19 protein-coding genes are annotated in these 20,996 nt (G+C 62.2%); 13 read left to right on the top strand and 6 right to left on the bottom strand.

The features are described 5' to 3' along the window. Positions 1-7 precede the first annotated feature (7 nt). A complete protein-coding gene (gene dinG / locus HX783_RS05510; RefSeq protein WP_159954700.1) occupies positions 8-2,152 on the bottom strand; it encodes an ATP-dependent DNA helicase DinG in 2,145 nt (714 codons plus the stop codon). Positions 2,153-2,251: 99 nt separating this feature from the next. Between dinG and HX783_RS05515 the strand changes: the two genes are divergently transcribed. Next, a complete protein-coding gene (locus HX783_RS05515; protein ID WP_159954699.1) occupies positions 2,252-2,716 on the top strand; it encodes a CopD family protein in 465 nt (154 codons plus the stop codon). Positions 2,717-2,819: 103 nt separating this feature from the next. Here HX783_RS05515 and HX783_RS05520 read toward each other — a convergent pair whose 3' ends face one another. The 3 genes from HX783_RS05520 to HX783_RS05530 form a co-directional block, all read right to left on the bottom strand. Continuing rightward, positions 2,820-3,578, bottom strand: a complete 759-nt coding sequence (locus tag HX783_RS05520) for a collagen-like protein (RefSeq protein WP_177016235.1) — start codon at positions 3,576-3,578, stop codon at positions 2,820-2,822. Continuing rightward, the gene (locus tag HX783_RS05525) at positions 3,571-3,864 is read right to left on the bottom strand and encodes a DUF1145 domain-containing protein (protein ID WP_159954697.1); all 294 of its coding nucleotides are present in this window, start codon (positions 3,862-3,864) and stop codon (positions 3,571-3,573) included. The genes HX783_RS05520 and HX783_RS05525 overlap by 8 nt, the downstream gene beginning before the upstream one ends. Before the next feature lie 160 nt (positions 3,865-4,024). Further along, positions 4,025-4,720 carry an OmpA family protein gene (locus tag HX783_RS05530; RefSeq protein ID WP_177016236.1) on the bottom strand — a complete coding sequence of 232 codons (696 nt, stop codon included), beginning with the start codon at positions 4,718-4,720 and terminating at the stop codon, positions 4,025-4,027. Positions 4,721-4,910: 190 nt separating this feature from the next. Between HX783_RS05530 and HX783_RS05535 the strand changes: the two genes are divergently transcribed. Genes HX783_RS05535 through HX783_RS05550 form a run of 4 tightly spaced genes read left to right on the top strand, consistent with a single transcriptional unit; the run spans position 4,911 to position 6,583 of the window. Continuing rightward, complete coding sequence (locus HX783_RS05535) at positions 4,911-5,408, top strand: DUF6231 family protein (protein WP_177016237.1); 498 nt, start codon at positions 4,911-4,913, stop codon at positions 5,406-5,408. Positions 5,409-5,410: 2 nt separating this feature from the next. Beyond that, on the top strand, positions 5,411-5,881 hold the full coding sequence (locus HX783_RS05540) for a YchJ family protein (protein WP_177016238.1): 471 nt from the start codon (positions 5,411-5,413) through the stop codon (positions 5,879-5,881). Between the two features lie 19 nt (positions 5,882-5,900). Then, positions 5,901-6,383 carry an LEA type 2 family protein gene (locus tag HX783_RS05545; protein ID WP_177016239.1) on the top strand — a complete coding sequence of 161 codons (483 nt, stop codon included), beginning with the start codon at positions 5,901-5,903 and terminating at the stop codon, positions 6,381-6,383. Then, on the top strand, positions 6,380-6,583 hold the full coding sequence (locus HX783_RS05550) for an SEC-C metal-binding domain-containing protein (protein WP_177016240.1): 204 nt from the start codon (positions 6,380-6,382) through the stop codon (positions 6,581-6,583). The genes HX783_RS05545 and HX783_RS05550 overlap by 4 nt, the downstream gene beginning before the upstream one ends. A 140-nt stretch (positions 6,584-6,723) precedes the next feature. On the opposite strand, the gene HX783_RS05555 is transcribed toward HX783_RS05550, so the two are convergent. Beyond that, positions 6,724-8,109 carry an ATP-binding protein gene (locus HX783_RS05555; RefSeq protein ID WP_177016241.1) on the bottom strand — a complete coding sequence of 462 codons (1,386 nt, stop codon included), beginning with the start codon at positions 8,107-8,109 and terminating at the stop codon, positions 6,724-6,726. Next, a complete protein-coding gene (locus HX783_RS05560; protein WP_056857506.1) occupies positions 8,106-8,816 on the bottom strand; it encodes a response regulator in 711 nt (236 codons plus the stop codon). The genes HX783_RS05555 and HX783_RS05560 overlap by 4 nt, the downstream gene beginning before the upstream one ends. Before the next feature lie 196 nt (positions 8,817-9,012). Between HX783_RS05560 and HX783_RS05565 the strand changes: the two genes are divergently transcribed. The 8 genes from HX783_RS05565 (at position 9,013) to HX783_RS05600 (ending at position 20,750) form a co-directional block, all read left to right on the top strand. Beyond that, complete coding sequence (locus HX783_RS05565; RefSeq protein WP_177016242.1) at positions 9,013-11,397, top strand: TonB-dependent siderophore receptor; 2,385 nt, start codon at positions 9,013-9,015, stop codon at positions 11,395-11,397. A 25-nt stretch (positions 11,398-11,422) separates the two neighbouring features. Continuing rightward, a complete protein-coding gene (locus HX783_RS05570; RefSeq protein ID WP_177016243.1) occupies positions 11,423-12,538 on the top strand; it encodes an ABC transporter substrate-binding protein in 1,116 nt (371 codons plus the stop codon). Positions 12,539-12,678: 140 nt separating this feature from the next. Then, positions 12,679-13,737 carry an iron ABC transporter permease gene (locus HX783_RS05575; RefSeq protein WP_177016244.1) on the top strand — a complete coding sequence of 353 codons (1,059 nt, stop codon included), beginning with the start codon at positions 12,679-12,681 and terminating at the stop codon, positions 13,735-13,737. Further along, positions 13,734-14,519: an ABC transporter ATP-binding protein gene (locus HX783_RS05580; protein WP_159954687.1), complete on the top strand. Its 786-nt coding sequence runs from the start codon at positions 13,734-13,736 to the stop codon at positions 14,517-14,519. The genes HX783_RS05575 and HX783_RS05580 overlap by 4 nt, the downstream gene beginning before the upstream one ends. A 94-nt stretch (positions 14,520-14,613) precedes the next feature. Further along, the gene (locus HX783_RS05585) at positions 14,614-15,258 is read left to right on the top strand and encodes a glutathione S-transferase N-terminal domain-containing protein (RefSeq protein WP_159954686.1); all 645 of its coding nucleotides are present in this window, start codon (positions 14,614-14,616) and stop codon (positions 15,256-15,258) included. A gap of 195 nt (positions 15,259-15,453) precedes the next feature. Further along, on the top strand, positions 15,454-17,895 hold the full coding sequence (locus HX783_RS05590; protein WP_177016245.1) for a penicillin acylase family protein: 2,442 nt from the start codon (positions 15,454-15,456) through the stop codon (positions 17,893-17,895). Between the two features lie 219 nt (positions 17,896-18,114). Beyond that, on the top strand, positions 18,115-19,119 hold the full coding sequence (locus tag HX783_RS05595; protein ID WP_159954684.1) for a ligase-associated DNA damage response exonuclease: 1,005 nt from the start codon (positions 18,115-18,117) through the stop codon (positions 19,117-19,119). Next, complete coding sequence (locus HX783_RS05600) at positions 19,116-20,750, top strand: ATP-dependent DNA ligase (protein WP_177016246.1); 1,635 nt, start codon at positions 19,116-19,118, stop codon at positions 20,748-20,750. The genes HX783_RS05595 and HX783_RS05600 overlap by 4 nt, the downstream gene beginning before the upstream one ends. Positions 20,751-20,996: the final 246 nt, after the last annotated feature.

Consider the following 20,996-nt stretch of genomic DNA (forward strand, 5'->3'; position numbering starts at 1 on the left):
CGGTGGCTTAAGAAATTTCGCGCCTGAAAGGCGGCAAAGCATTCAGGATAGCTTTGCCATAGCGCTGCGTGACCAAACGGCGGTCGAGCAAGGTGATGGTGCCCCGGTCTTCTTCGGTGCGCAGCAAGCGACCGCAGGCCTGGACCAGCTTCAAGGAAGCATCCGGCACCGAGATTTCCATGAACGGGTTACCGCCACGGGCTTCGATCCACTCGGCCAAAGCCGCCTCGACCGGATCATCCGGCACCGAGAACGGGATCTTGGCGATCACCACGTGTTCGCAGTAGGCACCCGGCAAGTCCACGCCTTCGGCAAAACTTGCCAGGCCGAACAACACGCTGGAATCGCCGCCATCGACGCGCGCCTTGTGCTTGTTGAGGGTTTCCTGCTTGGACAGGTTGCCCTGGATAAACACCTGCTTGCGCCAGTCGCGGTCGAGGCCGTCGAACACGTCCTGCATCTGTTTGCGCGAGGAGAACAACACCAGGGTGCCGCGCGAGCCTTCGACCAGCTCCGGCAGGTCGCGGATGATCGCTGCGGTGTGCGCCGCTGCGTCGCGCGGGTCGGCCTTGAGGTCCGGCACGCGCAGTACGCCGGCGTCGGCGTGATGGAACGGGCTCGGCACCACCGCCGTAACGGCTTTTTTCGGCAAGCCGGCACGCATGCGGAAGCGATCGAAAGTGCCCAGGGCCGTCAGCGTCGCCGAGGTCACCAGGCAGCCGTAGGCCACGTTCCACAGGTTGCGGCGCAGCATTTCGGCGGCCAGGATCGGGCTGGCGTTGACCTCAATATCAAACAGCGCACCGCTTTCCGACAGGGTCAACCAACGCGCCATCGGCGGGTTGTCTTCCGGGTCTTCGACGGTGAAGGCCGTCCACAGCTCCCAGTTACCCTGGGAGCGCGACAACAGGCTGCCGAACAGCGGATACCATTCCTCGGCCTGATTGCTGGCGATGCCGATATTGACCTCACCGTCCATGCCTTCCTTGAGCAGGTCGGTGAGGCGGGTGAACAGGTCGGTCAGGCGTGAAAAGCCTTTCTTCAGCTCAATGCCCATTTCACGCATGTGCTCGGGGATCAGCCCGCCGACAAAGCGGTGACGCGGCCGCTCACGGCCTTCCACGTCTTCGCCGGGCTTGAAGTCGGCGACCTGTTCGCAGGCGCTGAACATGAACTGCTGCTGGGTCTTGATCTCACGCGCCAGCTCCGGCACCTGTTCGATCAGCTTGCCCAGATCGCCGGGCAGTGGGTGCTGGGCGAGCAATTTGGTGAGGTTCTTGGCGGTGGTTTCCAGCCAGTCGGCGGTGGAGCGCAGGCGCGTGTAGTGGGCGAAATGGCCGATGGCCTTGTCCGGCAAGTGGTGGCCTTCGTCGAACACGTAAAGCGTGTCACGCGGGTCCGGCAACACGGCGCCGCCGCCCAGGGCCAGGTCAGCCAGGACCATGTCGTGGTTGGTGACGATCACGTCGACCTTGCCCATGCCTTCGCGGGCTTTGTAAAAAGCGCACTGGCCGAAGTTGGGGCAATGGCGGTTGGTGCATTGGCTGTGGTCGGTGGTCAGGCGCGCCCAATCGGAATCTTCCAGCGCGGTAGGCCAGCTGTCGCGGTCGCCGTCCCATTTATTGCCGGCGAGCTTCTCGATCATGCTGGTAAACAGCTTTTGGCTGACTTCATCTACTTCGATCTTGAAGCCTTCTTCTTCGAACAGCGAAGCGGTGGCGGTTTGCGCATGGCCTTCCTGCAACAACACGTCGAGCTTGGACAGGCACATGTAACGGCCACGGCCCTTGGCCAGGGCGAAAGTAAAGTTCAGGCCGCTGTTGCGCATCAGGTCGGGCAGGTCTTTGTAGACAATCTGCTCTTGCAGGGCGACGGTGGCGGTGGCGATCACCAGGCGCTTGCCGGCAGCCTTGGCGGTCGGGATCGCGGCCAGGCTGTAGGCCACGGTCTTGCCGGTGCCGGTGCCGGCCTCGACGGCCACGACCGCCGGGTCGCCACTGCGCCGACCTTCGTCGTCGGTGTCGATATCGCCGAGGACTTTGGCCACTTCGGCGATCATCAGGCGTTGGCCGTAGCGCGGTTTCAAGCTCTTGGCTTCGAGAAAACGCGAATAGGCGCCCTGGATCGTGGTTTTGAGTTCAGTGCTGATCATGGATAGTCGGGCGCAAAAAACGCTGGATAAATTTTCAGTGGTTCGGATCGGCCGCTATCATACCCCGCTAATTAATCCCGCGCAGAACGGAGTACCACAATGACCGCGTTTAGCCTCGCTTACACCCTGCATGTATTGGCCGCCCTGGTTTGGGTCGGCGGTATGTTTTTCGCCTGGATGATCCTGCGCCCCGCCGCCATGGCGGCACTTGAGGGCCCTGCCCGGCTCAAGTTGTGGGCGAATGTGTTTCAACGTTTTTTCGTGTGGGTGTGGGTCGCCGTGGCGGTTTTGCCGATCAGCGGCATCGGCCTGCTGCAATTGCGCTTCAGCGGTTTTGAAACCGCGCCGCGTTATGTGCAGGTGATGATGGGCTTGTATCTGGTGATGACGGCGCTGTTTATCCGTATCCAGGCGCTGAAGTTCCCGCAATTGCGTGCGGCGGTGGCGGCTGAGGATTGGCCGGCGGGTGCGGCTGCGCTGGGGCAGATACGCAAACTGGTGGGGATTAATTTGATTGTGGGGTTGGTGGTGGTGGCGATCGCTTCGGCTCGGCCGATGTTCTGAGGCGAGCTTTAGTCCGCCATCGCGGGCAAGCCCGGCTCCCACATTCAAATGCATTCCAAATGTGGGAGCCGGGCTTGCCCGCGATGGCGTCAGACCCGTCGACTCAAAGCCGCTGAATAGTCACAGCCCCCGCAGGCCCAGCCGGCCCCGGCTGCCCTTCCAGCCCTGGGCGGCCCTTCTCGCCGCCATCGGCGCGATACACCAAACAGCCTTTGGACTGCCCGCCTTTACCCGGCTTACCGGCCGTGCCGGCCAAACCGCCCGCCCCGCCATCCACCCAGACCTTGATCTGCTCAGCGGGGAAGCTCTGCGGCAGCTCGACCCGCACGGTCGCGCCCGCCGCGCCTGGCAGGCCATCACCGCCGTTATCGCCATTCGCGCCACGCCCCGCCGAACCCCAGGTGCAGCCTGGGTCAACGCCGTTGGCGCCATCCAGCCCGGCATAGCCTTGGGCACCGGCGCCGCCACGCGCGTCCACCGACAGTTCGTCGGCAGTCAGCGCGTTGATGCGCAGCACCAGGTCACGCCCGGCTTTGGCCGGCCTTTCGTGGGTGCCGGGGGCACCGCGCGAGGTGATCTGACTGCCATGTTCCAGCTGCGCGTTGCGCACCTGCAATTGCAGCGCAGTATTGCCGGGGGCGATAGCGATGCGCGCCTCACGCCCCAAGTGCAATTCGTCCACAGTGACTTGGCTGATCGTCGCCGGCACCAACAACGTGCCGTAGTCCGCCACATCCAGGCGCTCCAGCTGCAACACGCTGGTACTGCTGGGCAGGCGCATCAGCGAGTTGGTTTCAACACTGACGGTCTGAGCCAGGGCAATGGGGCTGACCAACAGGGCCAACAGAAAAACCTTACGCATGATTGGCCTCCTTGTTTACTTCATCAATAGCAGCAGGCGCCGACAGGCCCCGCACATGGAACATGCCCACCAGCAGAATCTGCAAGCGGTCACGCCAGGGGTGGGCACGGTATTTCAAGCTGCTGTTGAACAACAGCAACTCCAACAGATGGGTGAGAAACAACAGACTGCCGGCCAGGCTGACCAACAGGTGGAACGGATTGGCGAGCGGTCGGAACAGATTGACCACCACCACAACCCAAAACAGCAACGTCAGAAACTTACCCAGCCCCCAAAACACCTTCATCCTGCATGCCCCTGCCTATTATTCTTTGGGCGCACAGTAACGACTTCTACAGGCGATTTGCCAGTGAAGGATGAAAAAACTTGATAAAGGGGCGTTTTGTCGGCGGTTTCGGCGAGGATCGTCAGCAATGCCCCTGTGGCTCCCACAGGGGCATGGGCTGTCAGCGGTTGATTTTGATTTCCACGCGGCGGTTCAAGGCGCGGCCGTCAGCGGTTTTGTTATCGGCCACCGGCTGGCTTTCGCCCGCGCCGACCACCGACACAAAGTTACTGCGCGGTACGCCCGCACTCACCAGGTAATCGGTCACCGAGTGCGCGCGGCGTTCCGACAGTTTCTGGTTGTAGGCGTCTTTGCCGACGCTGTCGGTATGCCCGCTGACCCGCAATTGCGCGCCAGGGGCTTCTTTTTTCAAGCGCGTGGCGATGATGTCGAGTTTGGTCTTGTCCGCTGCCGTCAGGTTGGCCGAGTCGAACTGGAAGTGCACATCGCGGATCACGATGGTTTCTTCCTTGACGACCACGACTTCCTCAACCACGGCTGCGACCGGCACCGGTGGGCAACCGTTGGCATCCACTTGCACGCCTTTAGGCGTGCCTGGGCACTTGTCGCGGCTGTCCGGCACGCCATCGCCATCCTCATCGCCATCGCCGTGCACCCAGCAATAGGCGCCGGCCATGCCGCCGACCAACAGCGCGCCATAACCTGCGTACGCCGAACTTTGAGTGGCGCCAATCGCAGCGCCTGTCACACCACCGACGGCTGCGCAGGTGGGCCAGTCGGTTTTTTGCAAACCTGCGCAACCTGTCAATACTCCGGTTAGCAGAACCAAGGGTAGAGCTGTCCGCATGATGCTCATCTGATTTCTCCTGAGGGGATCGGCGGGGGCCGACAGGTGGAGTAAAGACGGCTCTTTTCATCTGCGCCACTGGGCCGCACCCCCGTATTTATTGAGGTTGGCCGCACATGCAGGACTTTTCGCCGCCGCCCGCTCTAGGCCCGCACGCTCAGCCGCGCTAGTCTCTACGGTCCTGATGTGAGGATCTGTGATGACCGCTGGTATTTCTTCCCGTACGCCCCAGCAAGCACTGGCTGCCTTGCTCGATCTGCACCAGCCCAAACGCCTGTTGCTGTTGGGTGCCAGCCAGTTTCCGGCGCTGGAGGCCTTTCAAGCCGAGCACCCGGACACCGTGGTCGCCATCGCGGCGCCTGGGCCGTTGCCCGCAGAGCTGGCGGCGCAGCGTTTTGACCTGGCGCTGGTGGTCGACTGCCTGGAGCACCTGTCAAAACCGCAAGGCCTGACCTTGCTCGGCGGCATCCGCAACCTCAATGCCAGCCGCATTGCGGTGCTGGCAGACCTGAACGCCTGCGGCTGGAAGGACACCGACTTTTTCTCCCTGGCCCTGCAGGCCGGGGAGCGTTTCCAGCGTGATGAGCAGGTTCTGACGCTGTTTACCTATGATCTGCTTGACTATAAACAGGTGCCGGACTGGCTCAACGCCCGCTTCTGGGCCAACCCGGAAAACTTCGGAAAGTATTGGTGGTAACCATGAGTACATCCATTTGCCCCTGCGGCAGTGGCAACCTGCTGGATGCTTGCTGCGGCCATTATCACGCCGGTCACCCGGCGCCCTGCGCCACCGCGTTGATGCGCTCGCGCTACAGCGCCTATGTGCTGGGCCTGGTCGACTACCTGGTCGCCACCACGCTGCCCGCGCAACAGGCGGGCCTGGACCGCGCCGCCATCGGCGCCTGGAGCGCCCAAAGCACCTGGCTCGGCCTTGAGGTGGAAAGCTCCGAGGTGTTTGGCGGCCAGCCGGAGCATGCGTTTGTGACCTTTACTGCGCGCTGGCACGACAGCACCGGCGAACACAGCCACCGCGAGCAGTCGTCTTTCGTACAGAATAAAGGGCGCTGGTACTTCATCGACCCGACGGTAGAGGTGAAGGTCGGACGCAATGATGTATGTTTGTGCGGCAGCGAGCAAAAATTCAAGAAGTGCTGTTCCAGCTACCTCTAACCACCACAGGACTGACGCCATGCTCCGGATTTACAGCTTGATGCTGGCGTTGACCCTTGGGCTGACCGGCTGCGCATCATGGTTCGAGGACGATGCGCCCCCGCCCCACGTCTCCCTGGTAAAAGTCGAAGTGGTGCGCGCCAAGTTGCTGGAGCAAAAATTCAAACTGTTCTTTCGCGTGGACAACCGCGACGACGCCGACCTGACCGTGCGCGGCCTGATCTACAAGGTAACGCTGGACGATTTTGTGCTGACCGAAGGCGAGTCCAACGAGTGGCTGACCATACCGCCGCGCAGCCATGGTTTTTTCAAGGTGACGGTGCGCACCAACCTGTGGCCGCAGATTCGCGATGTGGTGCAGATGCTGAAAAACCCGAGCAAACCTGTGCCCTATCGCCTGGAGGGCGAGCTGAAAACCGGATTATTCATCGGTAATGACGTGCAGGTGGCCCACAATGGCGAGATAATGCCCGGCGATTTTATTCCGGAGCGACATCGATGACTCAGCAACCCCATGTCCATGGTCCTGACTGCAACCACGATCACCATGATCATCACGATCACGACCACGGTCATGTCCACGGCCCGAACTGCGGCCACGCTCACCAGGAGCCGGTGCGCAACGCCCTGAAGGACGTTGGCCGCAACGATCCTTGCCCATGCGGCAGCGAGAAGAAATTCAAGAAGTGCCACGGGGCGTAAGCCGCGCTGAAGGTCCAAATGTGGGAGCGGCGGTGCGACGATTCGACTTGCTCGCGAAGGCGGTGTGTCAGTCGACACTTTCATCACTGATACACCGCCTTCGCGAGCAAGCCCGCTCCCACATTGGATCGCATTTCAGGTCAGAGCCTGCGTTGAAACAAAAGCACCACTTCAAGTCCCCCGCCTTCCCGATTCTTCAAACTCAACCGCCCCTCATGCGCCCGTGCAATCGTGTGCGCAATGCTCAGCCCCAGCCCATACCCGCCCGTCTCGGCATTGCGTGAGCCTTCAACCCGGTAAAACGGTTCCATCACCTGCTCCAGCTGCTGCTGAGGAATCCCGGGGCCACGGTCGCTGATGACGACTTTCAAGCTGTCGGCCTGATCCTCGACCCGCACCACCACTTCGCTGCCATAGCGCACCGCATTTTCCAACAGGTTCTGCACGCAGCGCTTGAGGCTGCGCGCGTACCCCGGCAACGGTTGGCGGGCGCGGCCCACGATGGTCACGCTTTCGCCCACGTCCTCAAGGTCTGCCTGCAGGCTTTGCAGCAAGGCATTGATGTCGATGTTCTGGCGCGTCTCGTTGATTTCGCCGCTGCTGACAAAGTCCAGGGTGCTGGACACCATGTGCTCCATTTCTTCCAGGTCACTGCGAAAGCGCTCCTTGGTGCGCGTGTCTTCGAGCATCTCGGTGCGCAGGCGCAAGCGTGTGATCGGCGAGCGCAAGTCGTGGGAAATCGCTGCGAGAAACCGCGTGCGCTCGGCGATGTTGGCGATCAGCCGCTGCTGCATCGCATTAAACGCCTGGGCGGCGCGGCGCACTTCGGTGGGGCCGTCCACCGATAACGGCGGACGCTGGATATCCCGGCCAAGGGCTTCGGCGGCCTTGGCCAGGGCATTCAACGGGCGGATGGCCAGGCGCACCGCCACCAGGGCGATCAGCACCAGCACCAACACCCGCAGCAAATAGATGCGCATCACGTAATCGAACAACAGATCCAGCGGCGAGGTGCTGGTCCAGCCCTGCTCTTCACTGGCGTCGACCAACAACCAGCGCCCATCGGGCAGGCGCAGGTCGATCAGGAATTGCCCCACCACCGGTTTGGAGCTGAGCAAGGTCGAGAGCCCGGCGGTTTGCCCTTCGCCATCGACCAAAGACAGGCGCAGCAGAATCAGGGTTTGCGTGTAGCCGGTTTTCTCCGACAACACCTTCTTGATCAGGCGCTCGGTCGGCCGGTCGCTGTCGGTGAGGCTGCTGGGCGTGCTGCTGGCCTGGTCGCTCAAGGTCAGCTGAAAGTGCGGCGTATTAAGCAGTTTGATCAACTGATCGGCCTGCTGCGGGTCGCTGTGCACCAGGCGCACCACGTCCGCCAGGCGTGTGGCGATCAACCGCGCGGGGATTTCCAGCACCTGGCCATGGCGCCGGTCGTACCAGATGCTGCTGGTCAACGCCTGCGCCGCGAGCATGCCGCTGACCAGAATCAGCACCAGCCGCCCGAACAGCGAACGCGGCAGCAGTCTCACGACTCCAGCACCACGTCATCGGCGGTGAGCATGTAACCCTCGTTGCGCACGGTCTTGATCAGCCCGGCCGGCAGCTGCGAGCGCAAGCGGCTGACGCACACGTCGATGGAGCGGTCGAACGGCGTGCTGTCCTTGTCGAACACATGGTTGAGCAGAAAGTCGCGGCTCAACGGGCGGTTCGGGTGCTGCAACAACAGGCGCAACACGCGGTAATCCGAATTGCCCAGGCTGACCACCACGCCCTCCGGCGTGAGCAATTGCCGCGCTCGTGTGTCGAGTTGCCAGCCGGCAAAACGAATGCTCGGCGCCTCGTCCAGCCGTGCACGGTCGGGGAAGCTCTGCACCCGGCGCAGCACCACTTTGATCCGCACCAGCAACTCACGCGGGTCGAACGGTTTGGGCAGGTAGTCATCGGCGCCGATTTCCAGGCCGACAATACGGTCGATCAACGAGCCCTTGGCCGTGAGCATCACCACCGGCGTGTTGGAGCTGACCCGCAGCTCGCGGCACAGGCTCAGGCCATCTTCGCCGGGCAGCATCAGGTCAAGCACGATCAGGTCGATCACATTCAGCGCCAGGCGGCGGCGCATTTCCTTGCCGTCGGCAGCGGTGGACACCTGAAAACCGGCGTCACTCAAGTAGTCACAGAGCAGTTGGCGGATTTGCGGGTCGTCATCGACGATTAACAGGTGGTCAAGCTTTGCCATGGGCATTCGATCCGAAAACTCAAAACGCAGGAGATAGCCGAAAGTTCATCCAGCGGTGTACGCAAATGTAATGGAATGTTGTGGGAAACCATAATCACGCATCAGCGATACAAAGCCGGGGCATGGCCGGAGGAATCGCTCTTTAGACTACCGAACCTAAATGAGAGTAATTGTAATTTAGACTCGGAAGTAGCCCATGTCATTGCCAACACCTCACCGCCATACGCTGCATTCAACCCTGGCGCCGATGTTCGGTTTTCTTGCTGCCGGCAGCGTTGTACCGACGGCCTGGGCCGATACGCCCGCCGCCACAGCCAACGATTCGGTGGTGAGCCTGCCGCAAATCAAGGTCGATGGCGAAGAAGCCACGTCGAGCTTCAAGGTCGACCGGGTAACCTCGGCGAAAATCAGCCAGCCGCTGCTCGACGCCCCGCAAAGCGTGACCATCGTGCCGCAGCAGGTGCTCAAGGAGCAGAACGCGCAAACCCTGCAGGAAGTGTTGCGCAACGTGCCGGGCATCACCTTCATGTCCGGCGAGGGCAACCTGGGCTGGGGCGATCTGTTTTCGATTCGTGGTTTTTCTTCCGAGCAAAGCCTGACCGTCGACGGCGTGCGCGACGCCGGCATGTCCACGCGCACCGACACCTTCAACCTGCAACAGGCTGAAGTGTTCAAGGGCACCGGGTCTATCGAATCCGGGGTTTCGGCAGTGGGCGGCAGCGTCAACCTGGTCAGTAAAGAAGCGCACCTGGGCGACGCCAACAAAGTCTCCGCCGGGATCGGCACCGACAGCTACCGACGCCTCACCGCCGACATCAACAAACAGCTGACCGACACCACCGCCGTGCGCATCAACCTGATGAAGCACTACAACCAGGTGGCTGACCGCGACGACGTGGACTACGACCGCTGGGGCATCGCCACCTCGTTCGGCTTCGGCCTGGGCACCGACACGCGGTTCTTTGTCGACACCTTCTACCAGAAAGACACCAACACCCCGGACGGCGGCGTGCCGATCCAGCGTGGCACCGACGGCCACCGCATGCCGGGTGTGAAACGCTCCAACGGGTACGGCGATTCCAGCCTGTATACGCAGGAAAACGAAACCACCTCGCTGACCGCACGCTTCGAACATGATTTCGACTGGAACGACGCCAACCTGCGCAACCAGACCCGCTGGGAACGCAGCGACAACTTCGCCGTGCTGTCCCCGGCGCGTTTCTTCGCCGCCGACGCCAACGGTAAAAAAACCTGCAGCGGCGCCCGCTGTGCGACCTTGGGCTACACCGGCGTAGGCCCGATCAGCCAAGTGCCCGGCAGCACGGTGAATGCCTACACCGACTACGTGAACAACAGCAACACTGGCTACGGCATCCTGCGCGGCAGTGATTTCGGCTTGTCCAAGCGCTACACCATCCTCGATAACCAGACCGACTTCAGCTTCACGTTCAACACCGGCAGCCTGCAACACGCGGTGGTCAGCGGCCTGGAGTTTTATCACGAGACCTACGGCGGCCTGAAACGCAACGCCGAAGTACCCGCCGGCGACATGTTGTTCAACATGAAAGACCCCAGCCACAGCTTCGCCAGCACTTACGTGACCAAAGGCGAAGGCGACCCGCGCTCGGTGATCGACAACGCCGGCATCTACTTAGGCGACACCGTCACCCTCAACGAACAATGGCAAGTGCTCGGCTCGTTGCGCTACGACAACTGGCGCGCGCAAACCACACAGCGCGGCCAGGCCAGCATCAGCAGCACCGACGGCGCCGTCAGCGGTCGCGTCGGCGCGGTGTACAAGCCGTTGCCGAACGGCAGCATCTACGTGTCCTACAGCGAAGCAGCACAACCGTCGGCGCTGGGCGCGTCCACCAACAACCAGATTTATGGCGCGGCCAGCACCAGCAATTACAGCCCGGCCAAATCGAAAACCTACGAGATGGGCACCAAGTGGGACATTGCCCACGACATGCTGAATGTCACGGCGGCGATCTTCCGTACCGAACTGGACAACGCCTGGGAATACCAGGACGGCGAGTCCGCACCGGTGCGCGCCCTGCCCGCCAAGCGCGTGGACGGCGTCGAACTCGGCCTGCAGGGCAATATCACCCCGCGCTGGACTGCCTACACCGGTTTCTCGGCGCTCAAAAGCACGCAGACCAAGGGCATCAACAAAGGCGCGCAAGCCAAGAACGTTCCCGACCTGACCGCCAACCTGTGGACCACCTACGCCGTCACTGACGCCCTCAGCCTGAGCTACGGCGAGCAATACGTGGGCCGTCGCCGCTACAGCGACAACAAATACGTCGGCGGTTTGAACAACAACAGCAGCTACGCCAACGGCCCGTCCGGGGTCAACGCGATCTACGTGCGCGACCACGAAAAAGCCCCCGGTTACTGGCTGAGTAACGTAGCGGCGCAATACAAGGTCAACAAGGACACCACGGTCAACCTCAACCTGAACAACGTGTTCAACACGTTCTATTACAGCCAGGTCGGCGCGTCCCTCGATGGCTTCCAGCTCTACGGCATCCCAGGCGCCGGGCGCACGTTGACGGCCAGTGTCGATTATGAATTCTGATTTTCCCTCACCAGGAGTCCTGCCCATGTTCAAACCTCGCAACGCGCTCAAGCTTGGCGTGCTGTTCGCCGCGCTCGCCTTCGGCCACGCCGAAACCGCCGCCGCCCACGAAGTCACCGACGTGCTGGGCCGCAAGGTCGAAGTCAAGGACGACGTCAAACGCGTCGTGCTGGGTGAAGGCCGGTTGATTTCGGCGTTTGCCCTGCTCGACAAGGACGCGCCGTTCCAGCGCATCGTCGGCTGGCAGAACGATTTGAAGCTGCTGGACCAGCACACTTACAACGCTTACGTGGCGAAATTTCCCACGGTGAAAGACATCCCGCTGATCGGGCAGGCGTCGGAGCAAAGCGTCAGCGCCGAGGAAATTCTGTCGCTCAAACCCGACTTGGCGGTGTTCAGCATCTCCGGCCACGGCCCGACCGAACACAGCGCGGTGGCTGATGTGCTGGCCAAGGCCGGCATCCCGGTGCTGTTCGTCGATTTCCGTATCAACCCGGTGCAAGGCACCCACACCAGCATGAACGCGCTGGGCCAGGCGCTGGGGCGTGAAGCCCAGGCTAAAGCCTTCCTGGATTTCTATGACCAGCACATCAAGGTCATCACCGACGCCGTCGCCACCCTGCCTGCCGGCCCGCGCCCGAGCGTGTTCCTCGAACTGCTGGCCGGTGCCTGGCAAGCGCCGGGGCACACCACCGGTAAAAGCGGCATGGGTGAAGTGATCAAGCTGGTCGGCGGGCGCAATATCGCCGCCGATGTGGTGCCGGGTGCGCTGGGGGATATCAGCGTCGAGTACGCGTTGAAAGCCGACCCGGATGTGTACGTGGCCACCGGCAACCACAAGCCGGGCTTGATCCTGGGCGCTGGCGTGAGCACTGACGAGGCGCGTGAGGCGTTTGATCGCGTGTTGGCGCGCCCCGAGTTTGCCAATCTTCGTGCAATCCGCGAAGGCAATTCCCACGGGCTGTGGCATGACTTCTACAACTCGCCGTACAACCTGCTGGCCATTGAAGCACTGGCCAAGTGGGTGCACCCGGAGCTGTTCGCCAAGCTCGACCCGCAGGCGACCATGGCGCAGATCAACCAGCAGTTCCTGGGCATGCCGTTGCAGGGTGCTTACTGGATTGACAGTAAAACCAAGTAAACACGGTTCAAAATGTGGGAGCGGGCTTGCTCGCGAAGGCGGCGTACCAGTCGACACATGCATCGTCTGACACACCGCTTTCGCGAGCAAGCCCGCTCCCACATTTGGATTTTCGTCATTTTCAAAAGTGTGTGAGCCAAATGACCACTCAAACCCTCGACCTCGCCAGCGCCACCCACGGCTACCGCCGTTTGCTGGCACGCCGCGCCTGGCTGCTTGCGCTGCTGGGCTCGGCGCTGGTCTGCGCGATGCTGGTGGACCTGGCCAGCGGCCCGTCGGGCATGGGCCTGTTGGCGTTGCTCGATGGCATCCTGCACCCGTCGCACCTGAGCGCCACCGACCAGGTGATCATCTGGAACGTGCGCCTGCCCTATGCACTGATGGCGGTGCTGGTCGGCTGCGCGCTGTCGCTGGCCGGGGCCGAAATGCAGGCGATTTTGAATAACCCGCTGGCCAGCCCATTCACCCTCGGCGTGTCGTCGGCGGCGGCACTGGGGGCATCCCTGGTGATCGTATTTCCGGTGACCACGTTGTGGGTGTCGGCCAACACCGCGATTTCGATCTCGGCATTTATCTTCGCAGCGGCGTCGGTATTTTTGCTGCAAGCCATGTCGCGCCTGCGCGGCGCCGGGGTGGAAAGCCTGGTGTTGTTTGGCATCGCGCTGGTGTTCAGTTGCAACGCGGTGGTGGCGTTGCTGCAACTGGTCGCCACCGAAGACGTTTTGCAACAGCTGGTGTTCTGGACCTTGGGCAGCGTGACCCGGGCCAACTGGGACAAACTCGGCATCCTCGCCCTGGTGGTCGCGGTGGTCCTGCCGTTTTCCTTCGCCGCCGCGCCGCGCCTGACCTTACTGCGCATGGGCGAAGATCGCGCGCAAAGTTTTGGCGTGGACGTGAAGCGTCTGCGCTTTTTTTCGCTGCTGCGCATCAGTTTGTTGTCAGCCACCGCCGTCGCATTTGTAGGCACCATCGGGTTTATCGGCCTGGTCGGTCCGCATATCGCGCGGATTCTGGTGGGCGAAGACCAACGCTTCCTGCTTCCCGCCAGCGCCTTGACCGGCGCCTTGTTGCTGGCGCTGTCCTCGATCGCCAGCAAACTGATCATGCCCGGCGTGATCGTGCCGGTCGGCATCGTCACCGCGCTGGTGGGCGTGCCGATTTTCGTGGTGCTGGTGTTCAAACGCGGGAGACAGTTATGAGTGCGGGTTTATCGGTACACAATGCCAACGTCAGTTACGGGCGTCGGCACATCGTGCATGACCTGAGCTTGCCCACCCTGCCCCACGGCAGCCTGACGGCACTGATCGGCCCGAATGGCGCGGGCAAATCCACCTTGTTGCGCGCTGTGGCCGGGTTGGAAAAGATGCAAGGCGTTGTAAGGCTGGGCGACCTCGACCTGTCGGCCATGTCCGTGGCCGAGCGTGCGCGCCGCGTCACTTACATGCCGCAAAACCTGCCGCCCGGCCTGAGTCTCAGCGTGATGGAAAGCGTGATCGCCGCGCTGCGCGTGGGCCATGTGGAAGGCATTGCGCTGTCCGGCGAAGCCTGCCTGCGCGAAGCCTTTGAGGCATTGCAGCGCATCGGTATCGCGCACCTGGCCGATCAACTGTTGAGCACCTTGTCGGGCGGCCAACGCCAATTGGTCAGCCTCGCCCAACTCATCGCGCGCCGCCCCCAGGTGATGTTGCTCGACGAACCCACCAGCGCCCTCGACCTCAATTACCAGTTGAAGGTCATGGACTGCGTGCGCGGGCTGGTGCGCGAACACAACCTGATCGCCGTGGTGGTGCTGCACGACATCAACCTCGCCGCGCGCTTTGCCGACCACATTGCCGTGCTGCGCCAAGGCCGTTTGTATGCCAGTGGCAAGGCGGATGAGGTGCTCGACCCAGCGTTGTTTGCCCAGGTGTATGGCGTGCAGGTGCGCATTGAGCGGTGCTCGCAGCAGTCGTTGCAGGTGTTGGTGGATGGGGCGGTGTGAAAAGGCGTCTAAGGTTAGACGTAAATGTTTGATTGAATTATTGCCCTTCGATCATCACCTATAGGTACAGGCATTCGCTCATTTGGAGAGCTTCATGATCGACCTGTACTACTGGACTACCCCCAACGGTCACAAAGTATCGCTGTTCCTGGAAGAAGCCGGTCTGCCCTATAAGGTGCACCCGATCAACATCGGCCAGGGTGAGCAGTTCAAGCCGGACTTCCTGAAGATCGCTCCCAACAACCGCATCCCGGCCATCGTCGATCACGACCCGACCGACGGTGGTGCGCCGATTTCGCTGTTTGAATCCGGCGCCATCCTGCTGTACCTCGCGGAAAAAACCGGGCAGTTCATTCCCAAAGACCTGCGCGGTCGCCAGGAAGCGCTGCAGTGGCTGTTCTGGCAAATGGGCGGACTGGGGCCGATGGCGGGCCAAAATCATCACTTCAGCCAGTTCGCGCCGGAGAAAATCCCCTACGCGATCAAACGCTACGTGGATGAAACCGCACGCCTGTATGGCGTGCTGGACCGGCGCCTGGCGGATCGCGCATTCGTGGCGGGCGAGGACTACAGCATTGCCGACATGGCGATCTACCCGTGGATTGTTTCCCACAAGTGGCAGAGCCAGCGCCTGGAGGATTTCCCCCACGTGCAGCGCTGGTTCAACAGCATCAAGGAACGGCCGGCGACGGTTCGGGCGTATGAATGGGTGCAAAAAGTGAATCCGCCCAAAGCCTGAGCCCCAGGCAATGATCGTTCCCACGCTCCGCGTGGGAATGCCGCCCTGGACGCTCTGCGTCCACTCACAAAGCGTGACGCAGAGCGTCACAAAATGCATTCCTACGCAGAGCGTGGGAACGATCCTGCTTGCGTCGTTTCGCCGCGCTCACTAACGTAGCGCCTTTAATGACGCTACCCCCGCAGGAGCTTTGCCATGGCCTCGCCAGCCCTCTCACATTTTCTTCCCCGGTTCGGCGTTGCCGCGGCAGTGGCCAGTGCATTAAGCCTGGCCGGTTGCCAGCTCCAGAGCACCCAGGACACCTTGCCTCCCGTTGCCGGCGTGCAGCCGCTCAAAGGCCTGGCACAGAATGTTTCGGTACGCCGCAATGCCCAGGGCATGCCGCTGATCGAAAGCAATACGTTCCATGACGCGCTGTTCAGCCTCGGCTATGTGCACGCCAGCGACCGCATCACGCAGATGGTCACTTTGCGCCTGTTGGCCCAGGGCCGTCTGGCGGAAATGTCCGGCCCGCAAGTGCTCGACGTCGACCGTTTCATGCGCGCCGTCAACCTGAAAAAAAGCGCCGGCGAGCTGTATAACGCCTCTTCGCCGCGCCTCAAGCGCTTCTTTGAAGTGTATGCCCGTGGCGTCAACGCCTACCTGTTCCGCTACCGTGACAAGCTGCCGCCAGACCTCGCCCAGACCGGCTACAAGCCCGAGTACTGGAAGCCGGAAGATTCGGCGCTGTTGTTCTGCCTGCTGAATTTCAGCGAGTCGAGCAACCTGCAGGAAGAACTCTCGTCGCTGGTGCTGGCGCAGAAAGTGGGCGTCGACAAACTCGCCTGGCTTACCCCAAGCGCGCCGGATGAGCCGATTCCGCAGGGTGAAACCGACAAGCTCAAAGGCGTGAACCTCGGCCAGATCACCGGCCTTGCCGGGCTGGAAGCCGTCGGCCAGCAACTCAACAGCCTCAATGCACTGGCGGTGACGACATCGAGCAACTGGGCCATCGGCCCGCAACGCAGCCGCAGTGGCAAAAGCCTGCTGGCCAGCGACCTTGCGGCCCAGCCACAAGCGCCGTCGCCGTGGAATTACGTGCAGATTCGTGCGCCGAAATATCAAGCGGTCGGTGCCTCGATTGCTGGCCTGCCAACGCTGCTGTCCGGTTTCAACGGCAAAGTGGCGTGGAGCATGAGCGCCGTCAAAGGCGACACCCAGGACCTGTTCCTGGAGAAGGTCAAGCGCCAAGGCAACGCCTTGTACTACGAGAACAACGGCAAATGGCTGCCAGCCATCGTGCGCAACGAAACCTTCTTCGCCAAAGGCCAGCGGCCACTGCGCGAAGTGGTGTACGAAACCCGCCACGGCGCCCTGCTCAACAGCAGCCAGGCGCTGACCACCGGGTTTGGCCTGGCGCTGCAAACCGCTGACTTCAAGGACGACAAGAGCCTGGACGCGTTCTTCGACCTGTCCCGCGCGCAAAACGCCGGCAAGGCGTCCGACGCCACCCGGGAAATCCGCGCCATTGCACTGAACATGATCTTCGCCGACGCCAGCAACATCGGCTGGCAAGTCACCGGCCGCTTCCCCAACCGCCGCGAAGGCGAAGGCCTGCTGCCCTCGCCGGGCTGGGACGCGCGGTTTGACTGGGACGGTTACGCCGACGCGATGCTGCACCCGTACGATCAAGACCCGGCCCAAGGCTGGATCGGCACCGCCAACCAGCGCACCGCGCCGCGCGGCTATGGCATGCAGTTGTCCAACTCCTGGGATGCGCCGGAGCGCAGCGAACGCCTGGCGCAACTGGCCAATGCCGGCAAGCATGACAGCCGCAGCATGATCGCCATGCAATACGACCAGACCACCCCCTTCGCCGCCAAGCTCAAGACCATGTTCCAGGCGCCGGGCATGGCCCAGCCGCTGAAACAGGCGATCGATGCACTGCCCGCGGCTGACGCGACCAAGGCCCGTGAGGCGCTGAATCGCCTGATGGCCTTTGATGGTCGCCTGGCGCCAACCTCCGCCGACGCGGCGATCTACGAGCTGTTCCTGCAGGAAAGCACCAAGCAGATCTTCCTCGACGAACTCGGCCCGGAAACCAGCGCCAGCTGGAAAGCCTTTATCAGCAACGCCAACCTGTCGTATTCCGCCAATGCCGACCACTTGCTGGGCCGCGAAGACAGCCCGTTCTGGGACGACGTGCGCACCGCGCAGAAAGAAGACAAACCGGCGATCCTCGCCCGCAGCCTGGCCGCTGCGATCACGGCTGGCGACAGCCAACTGGGCGGCGATCACAAGGCCTGGCAGTGGGGCAAACTGCACAGCACCACCTGGAAAAACACCAACGGCCAGGTGATTCGCGGCCCACTGGCCAGTGGCGGCGACCACAACACCCTGAACCCGGCGCCGTACAGCTGGGGCCAGGATTTCAACACCACCCAGGTGCCGGCGTTGCGCATGATCGTCGACTTCGGCCAAGTGGAACCGATGACCGGCCAGGGCGGCATCGGCCAGTCCGGCAACCCGGCCAGCCCGAACTATGCGAATGGCATCGACCCGTCGCTCAAGGCGCAATACCTGAGCTTCCCGATGCAGCCGCAGAACTTTGACAAGGCGTATGGGAAGACGCGGTTGACCCTTACACCCGGCAAGTAACCCGGTTTCTCACTGAAGAAACCGGATCAAAAATGTGGGAGCTGGCTTGTGTGGGAGCTGGCTTGCCTGCGATGAGGCCGTGTCAGTCACTGATCAAGTGGCTGATGCACCGCCATCGCAGGCAAGCCAGCTCCCACATTGGGAACGATCCCATATCCAATCGAACTTCTTTTATTCCCCCCGCCTCCTAACTGATAAGCCCACTGCCCCGGCACGCCCATGGACCTTGTCATCGCCCGGCCCGAAGGCCTCTACTGCCCCGCCGGAGATTTCTATATCGACCCGTGGCGCCCGGTAGAGCGTTCGGTCATCACCCACGCCCACGGCGACCACGCCCGCACCGGCAACCAGCATTACCTGGCCGCCGCCCCCGGCGAAGGCATTCTGCGTTCGCGCCTGGGCCAGGACATCAACCTGCAAACCCTGGCGTACGGCGAACAACTCGTGCACCACGGCGTGACCCTGAGTTTTCACCCGGCCGGGCATGTGCTGGGCTCGGCCCAGGTGCGTTTGGAATACCAGGGCGAAGTCTGGGTCGCGTCCGGCGACTACAAAGTCGAGCCCGATGGCACCTGCGCGCCCTTCGAACCGGTGCGTTGCCACACCTTTATCACCGAATCCACCTTTGGCCTGCCGATCTACCGCTGGCAGCCCCAGGCCCAAATCTTCGCCGGCATCAATGACTGGTGGCAGGCCAATATCGCCGCCGGCAAGGCCAGCGTGTTGTTCTGTTATTCGTTCGGCAAGGCCCAGCGCATCCTGCACGGCATTGACGCCAGCATCGGCCCGATCCTCAGCCACGGCGCCGTCGAACCGCTGAACCGCGTGTACCGCGAGGCCGGGGTCTACATCCCCGAAACCCTCTACGCCGGCGACTTCAAAAAGACCGACCCGCTGCTGCGCCAAGCCTTGATCATCGCGCCACCGTCGGCCGGTGGCAGCACCTGGATACGCCGCTTCGGTGAGTACAGCGACGCCTTTGCCAGCGGCTGGATGCGCCTGCGCGGCACACGGCGGCGGCGTGGTGTGGACCGAGGCTTTGTGCTCTCGGACCACGCCGATTGGCCGGGGCTGTTGTGGGCGATCGAGCAAACCGGTGCCGAGCGGGTGATGGTCACCCACGGTTCTGTCGGCGTTCTGGTGCGTCACCTGCGGGAAAAAGGCCTGGATGCCCAGGGATTCACCACCGAATACGGTGACGACGAAGAAGAGGCCACGGCATGAAAGCCTTCGCCGAGCTGTACGCCAACCTCGACGCCACCACCTCCAGCAACGCCAAGCTCGCCGCGCTGCAAGCCTACTTTCGCCAGGCCCCACCAGAAGATGCGGCATGGGCAGTGTATTTCCTCTCCGGTGGGCGGCCGCGGCAACTGGTGCCGACGCGCTTGCTGCGCGACATGGCCACCGAAGCGTCGGGCATCGAACCCTGGTTGTTCGAAGAGAGTTACCAGTCGGTGGGTGACCTGGCCGAAACCATTTCCCTGCTGTTGCCAGAATCTTCCTACACCTCAGAAGACGGCTTGGCGGTGTGGCTGGAAGACAAACTCCTGCCCTTGCGCGGTTTGCCACCTCTGGAACTGGCCGAACGCCTGCCCGCGTTATGGGCGCAACTGGATCAGCCGAGCCTGATGGTGTGCATCAAATTGATCACCGGCAGCTTTCGCGTGGGCGTGTCCAAATTACTGGTGACCCGCGCCCTCGCCGCCATGGCTGAGCTGGACAGCAAACGCGTGGCGCAGCGCTTGGTGGGTTACACCGACTTGTCGAACCGTCCTACGGCTGAGGGCTACCTCAAGCTGATCGCCGCCGAATCGTCCGACGAACATGCGCAACGCGGCGGGCAGCCTTATCCGTTTTTTCTCGCCCACGGGTTGGCGCAACCGGTGGAGCAATTCGACACCCTGCTCGGTTCGCCCGCCGACTGGCAGGTGGAATGGAAGTGGGACGGCATCCGCGCGCAACTGGTCAAGCGTGAAGGCCGGCTGTGGGTCTGGTCGCGTGGCGAAGAGCTGGTGACCGACCGTTTTCCTGAACTGCACAGCCTGGTCAGCGGCTTACCGGATGGCACGGTGATCGACGGCGAAATCGTGGTGTGGAAGGACTCGGTGCAACCTTTCGCCCTGTTGCAGCAGCGGATCGGCCGCAAGACCCTGAGCAAAAAAGTCCTTGAGGACGCGCCGGTCGCTGTCCTCGCCTATGACCTGCTGGAATACCAGGGCGACGACTGGCGCAACCACACCCAGGCACAGCGCCGCGCCCAGCTTGAGCAGGTTATTGCGCAGTGCAACCAGGCGGTACTGTTGCCATCGCCCCTTCTCACAGGCACGAGTTGGGCCGACCTGGCCGAGCAACGCGAAGACTCTCGCCGCCTCGGCGTGGAAGGCATGATGCTCAAGGCCAGGGACGGCCTGTACGGCGTGGGCCGCACCAAGGACATGGGCGTGTGGTGGAAGTGGAAAGTCGACCCGTTCAGCGTCGATGCGGTGCTGATCTACGCCCAACGTGGCCATGGCCGGCGCGCCAGCTTGTATAGCGACTACACCTTTGCGGTGTGGGACGGCCCGCCCGGCACTGAACGCACGTTGGTGCCGTTTGCCAAGGCTTATTCGGGGCTGACCGACGAAGAGATGCGCAAGGTCGACGCCATTGTGCGCAAAACCACGGTGGAGAAGTTTGGGCCGGTCAGCAGTGTTACGCCGAGCATGGTGTTTGAGTTGGGGTTTGAGGGGATTGCCCTGTCGAAGCGGCATAAGAGCGGGATTGCGGTGCGGTTTCCCAGGATGTTGCGGTGGCGGCAGGATAAGGCGGTGGATGAGGCCGATAACCTCGGGACCTTGCAGGACTTGTTGACCTGACATAAATCCCCCTGTGGGAGCGGGCTTGCTCGCGAAGGCGGTGGGTCAGTGACAGGTGAGTTGACTGACCCACCGTATTCGCGAGCAAGTCGAATCGTCGCACCGCCGCTCCCACATTTTGATTCGGGTTAAACCCCAAAATAGTGCACTGAAAAATCAATGCCCATTTTCGGGCATCTCCTACACTCAGATCTCCCTAGTCCCACCTTTTAAAACAATCATTCGGAACTACATTCGGAACTATGG

This window comes from Pseudomonas sp. D2002 (genome assembly GCF_013385735.1).
Lineage (GTDB): Bacteria > Pseudomonadota > Gammaproteobacteria > Pseudomonadales > Pseudomonadaceae > Aquipseudomonas.

Excerpts from the sequence above, each read along its gene's own strand:
- dinG (WP_159954700.1), bottom strand. The coding sequence starts at position 2,152 with ATGATCAGCACTGAACTCAAAACCACGATCCAGGGCGCCTATTCGCGT.
- HX783_RS05515 (WP_159954699.1), top strand. The coding sequence starts at position 2,252 with ATGACCGCGTTTAGCCTCGCTTACACCCTGCATGTATTGGCCGCCCTG.
- HX783_RS05520 (WP_177016235.1), bottom strand. The coding sequence starts at position 3,578 with ATGCGTAAGGTTTTTCTGTTGGCCCTGTTGGTCAGCCCCATTGCCCTG.
- HX783_RS05525 (WP_159954697.1), bottom strand. The coding sequence starts at position 3,864 with ATGAAGGTGTTTTGGGGGCTGGGTAAGTTTCTGACGTTGCTGTTTTGG.
- HX783_RS05530 (WP_177016236.1), bottom strand. The coding sequence starts at position 4,720 with ATGAGCATCATGCGGACAGCTCTACCCTTGGTTCTGCTAACCGGAGTA.
- HX783_RS05535 (WP_177016237.1), top strand. The coding sequence starts at position 4,911 with ATGACCGCTGGTATTTCTTCCCGTACGCCCCAGCAAGCACTGGCTGCC.
- HX783_RS05540 (WP_177016238.1), top strand. The coding sequence starts at position 5,411 with ATGAGTACATCCATTTGCCCCTGCGGCAGTGGCAACCTGCTGGATGCT.
- HX783_RS05545 (WP_177016239.1), top strand. The coding sequence starts at position 5,901 with ATGCTCCGGATTTACAGCTTGATGCTGGCGTTGACCCTTGGGCTGACC.
- HX783_RS05550 (WP_177016240.1), top strand. The coding sequence starts at position 6,380 with ATGACTCAGCAACCCCATGTCCATGGTCCTGACTGCAACCACGATCAC.
- HX783_RS05560 (WP_056857506.1), bottom strand. The coding sequence starts at position 8,816 with ATGGCAAAGCTTGACCACCTGTTAATCGTCGATGACGACCCGCAAATC.
- HX783_RS05565 (WP_177016242.1), top strand. The coding sequence starts at position 9,013 with ATGTCATTGCCAACACCTCACCGCCATACGCTGCATTCAACCCTGGCG.
- HX783_RS05570 (WP_177016243.1), top strand. The coding sequence starts at position 11,423 with ATGTTCAAACCTCGCAACGCGCTCAAGCTTGGCGTGCTGTTCGCCGCG.
- HX783_RS05575 (WP_177016244.1), top strand. The coding sequence starts at position 12,679 with ATGACCACTCAAACCCTCGACCTCGCCAGCGCCACCCACGGCTACCGC.
- HX783_RS05580 (WP_159954687.1), top strand. The coding sequence starts at position 13,734 with ATGAGTGCGGGTTTATCGGTACACAATGCCAACGTCAGTTACGGGCGT.
- HX783_RS05585 (WP_159954686.1), top strand. The coding sequence starts at position 14,614 with ATGATCGACCTGTACTACTGGACTACCCCCAACGGTCACAAAGTATCG.
- HX783_RS05590 (WP_177016245.1), top strand. The coding sequence starts at position 15,454 with ATGGCCTCGCCAGCCCTCTCACATTTTCTTCCCCGGTTCGGCGTTGCC.
- HX783_RS05595 (WP_159954684.1), top strand. The coding sequence starts at position 18,115 with ATGGACCTTGTCATCGCCCGGCCCGAAGGCCTCTACTGCCCCGCCGGA.
- HX783_RS05600 (WP_177016246.1), top strand. The coding sequence starts at position 19,116 with ATGAAAGCCTTCGCCGAGCTGTACGCCAACCTCGACGCCACCACCTCC.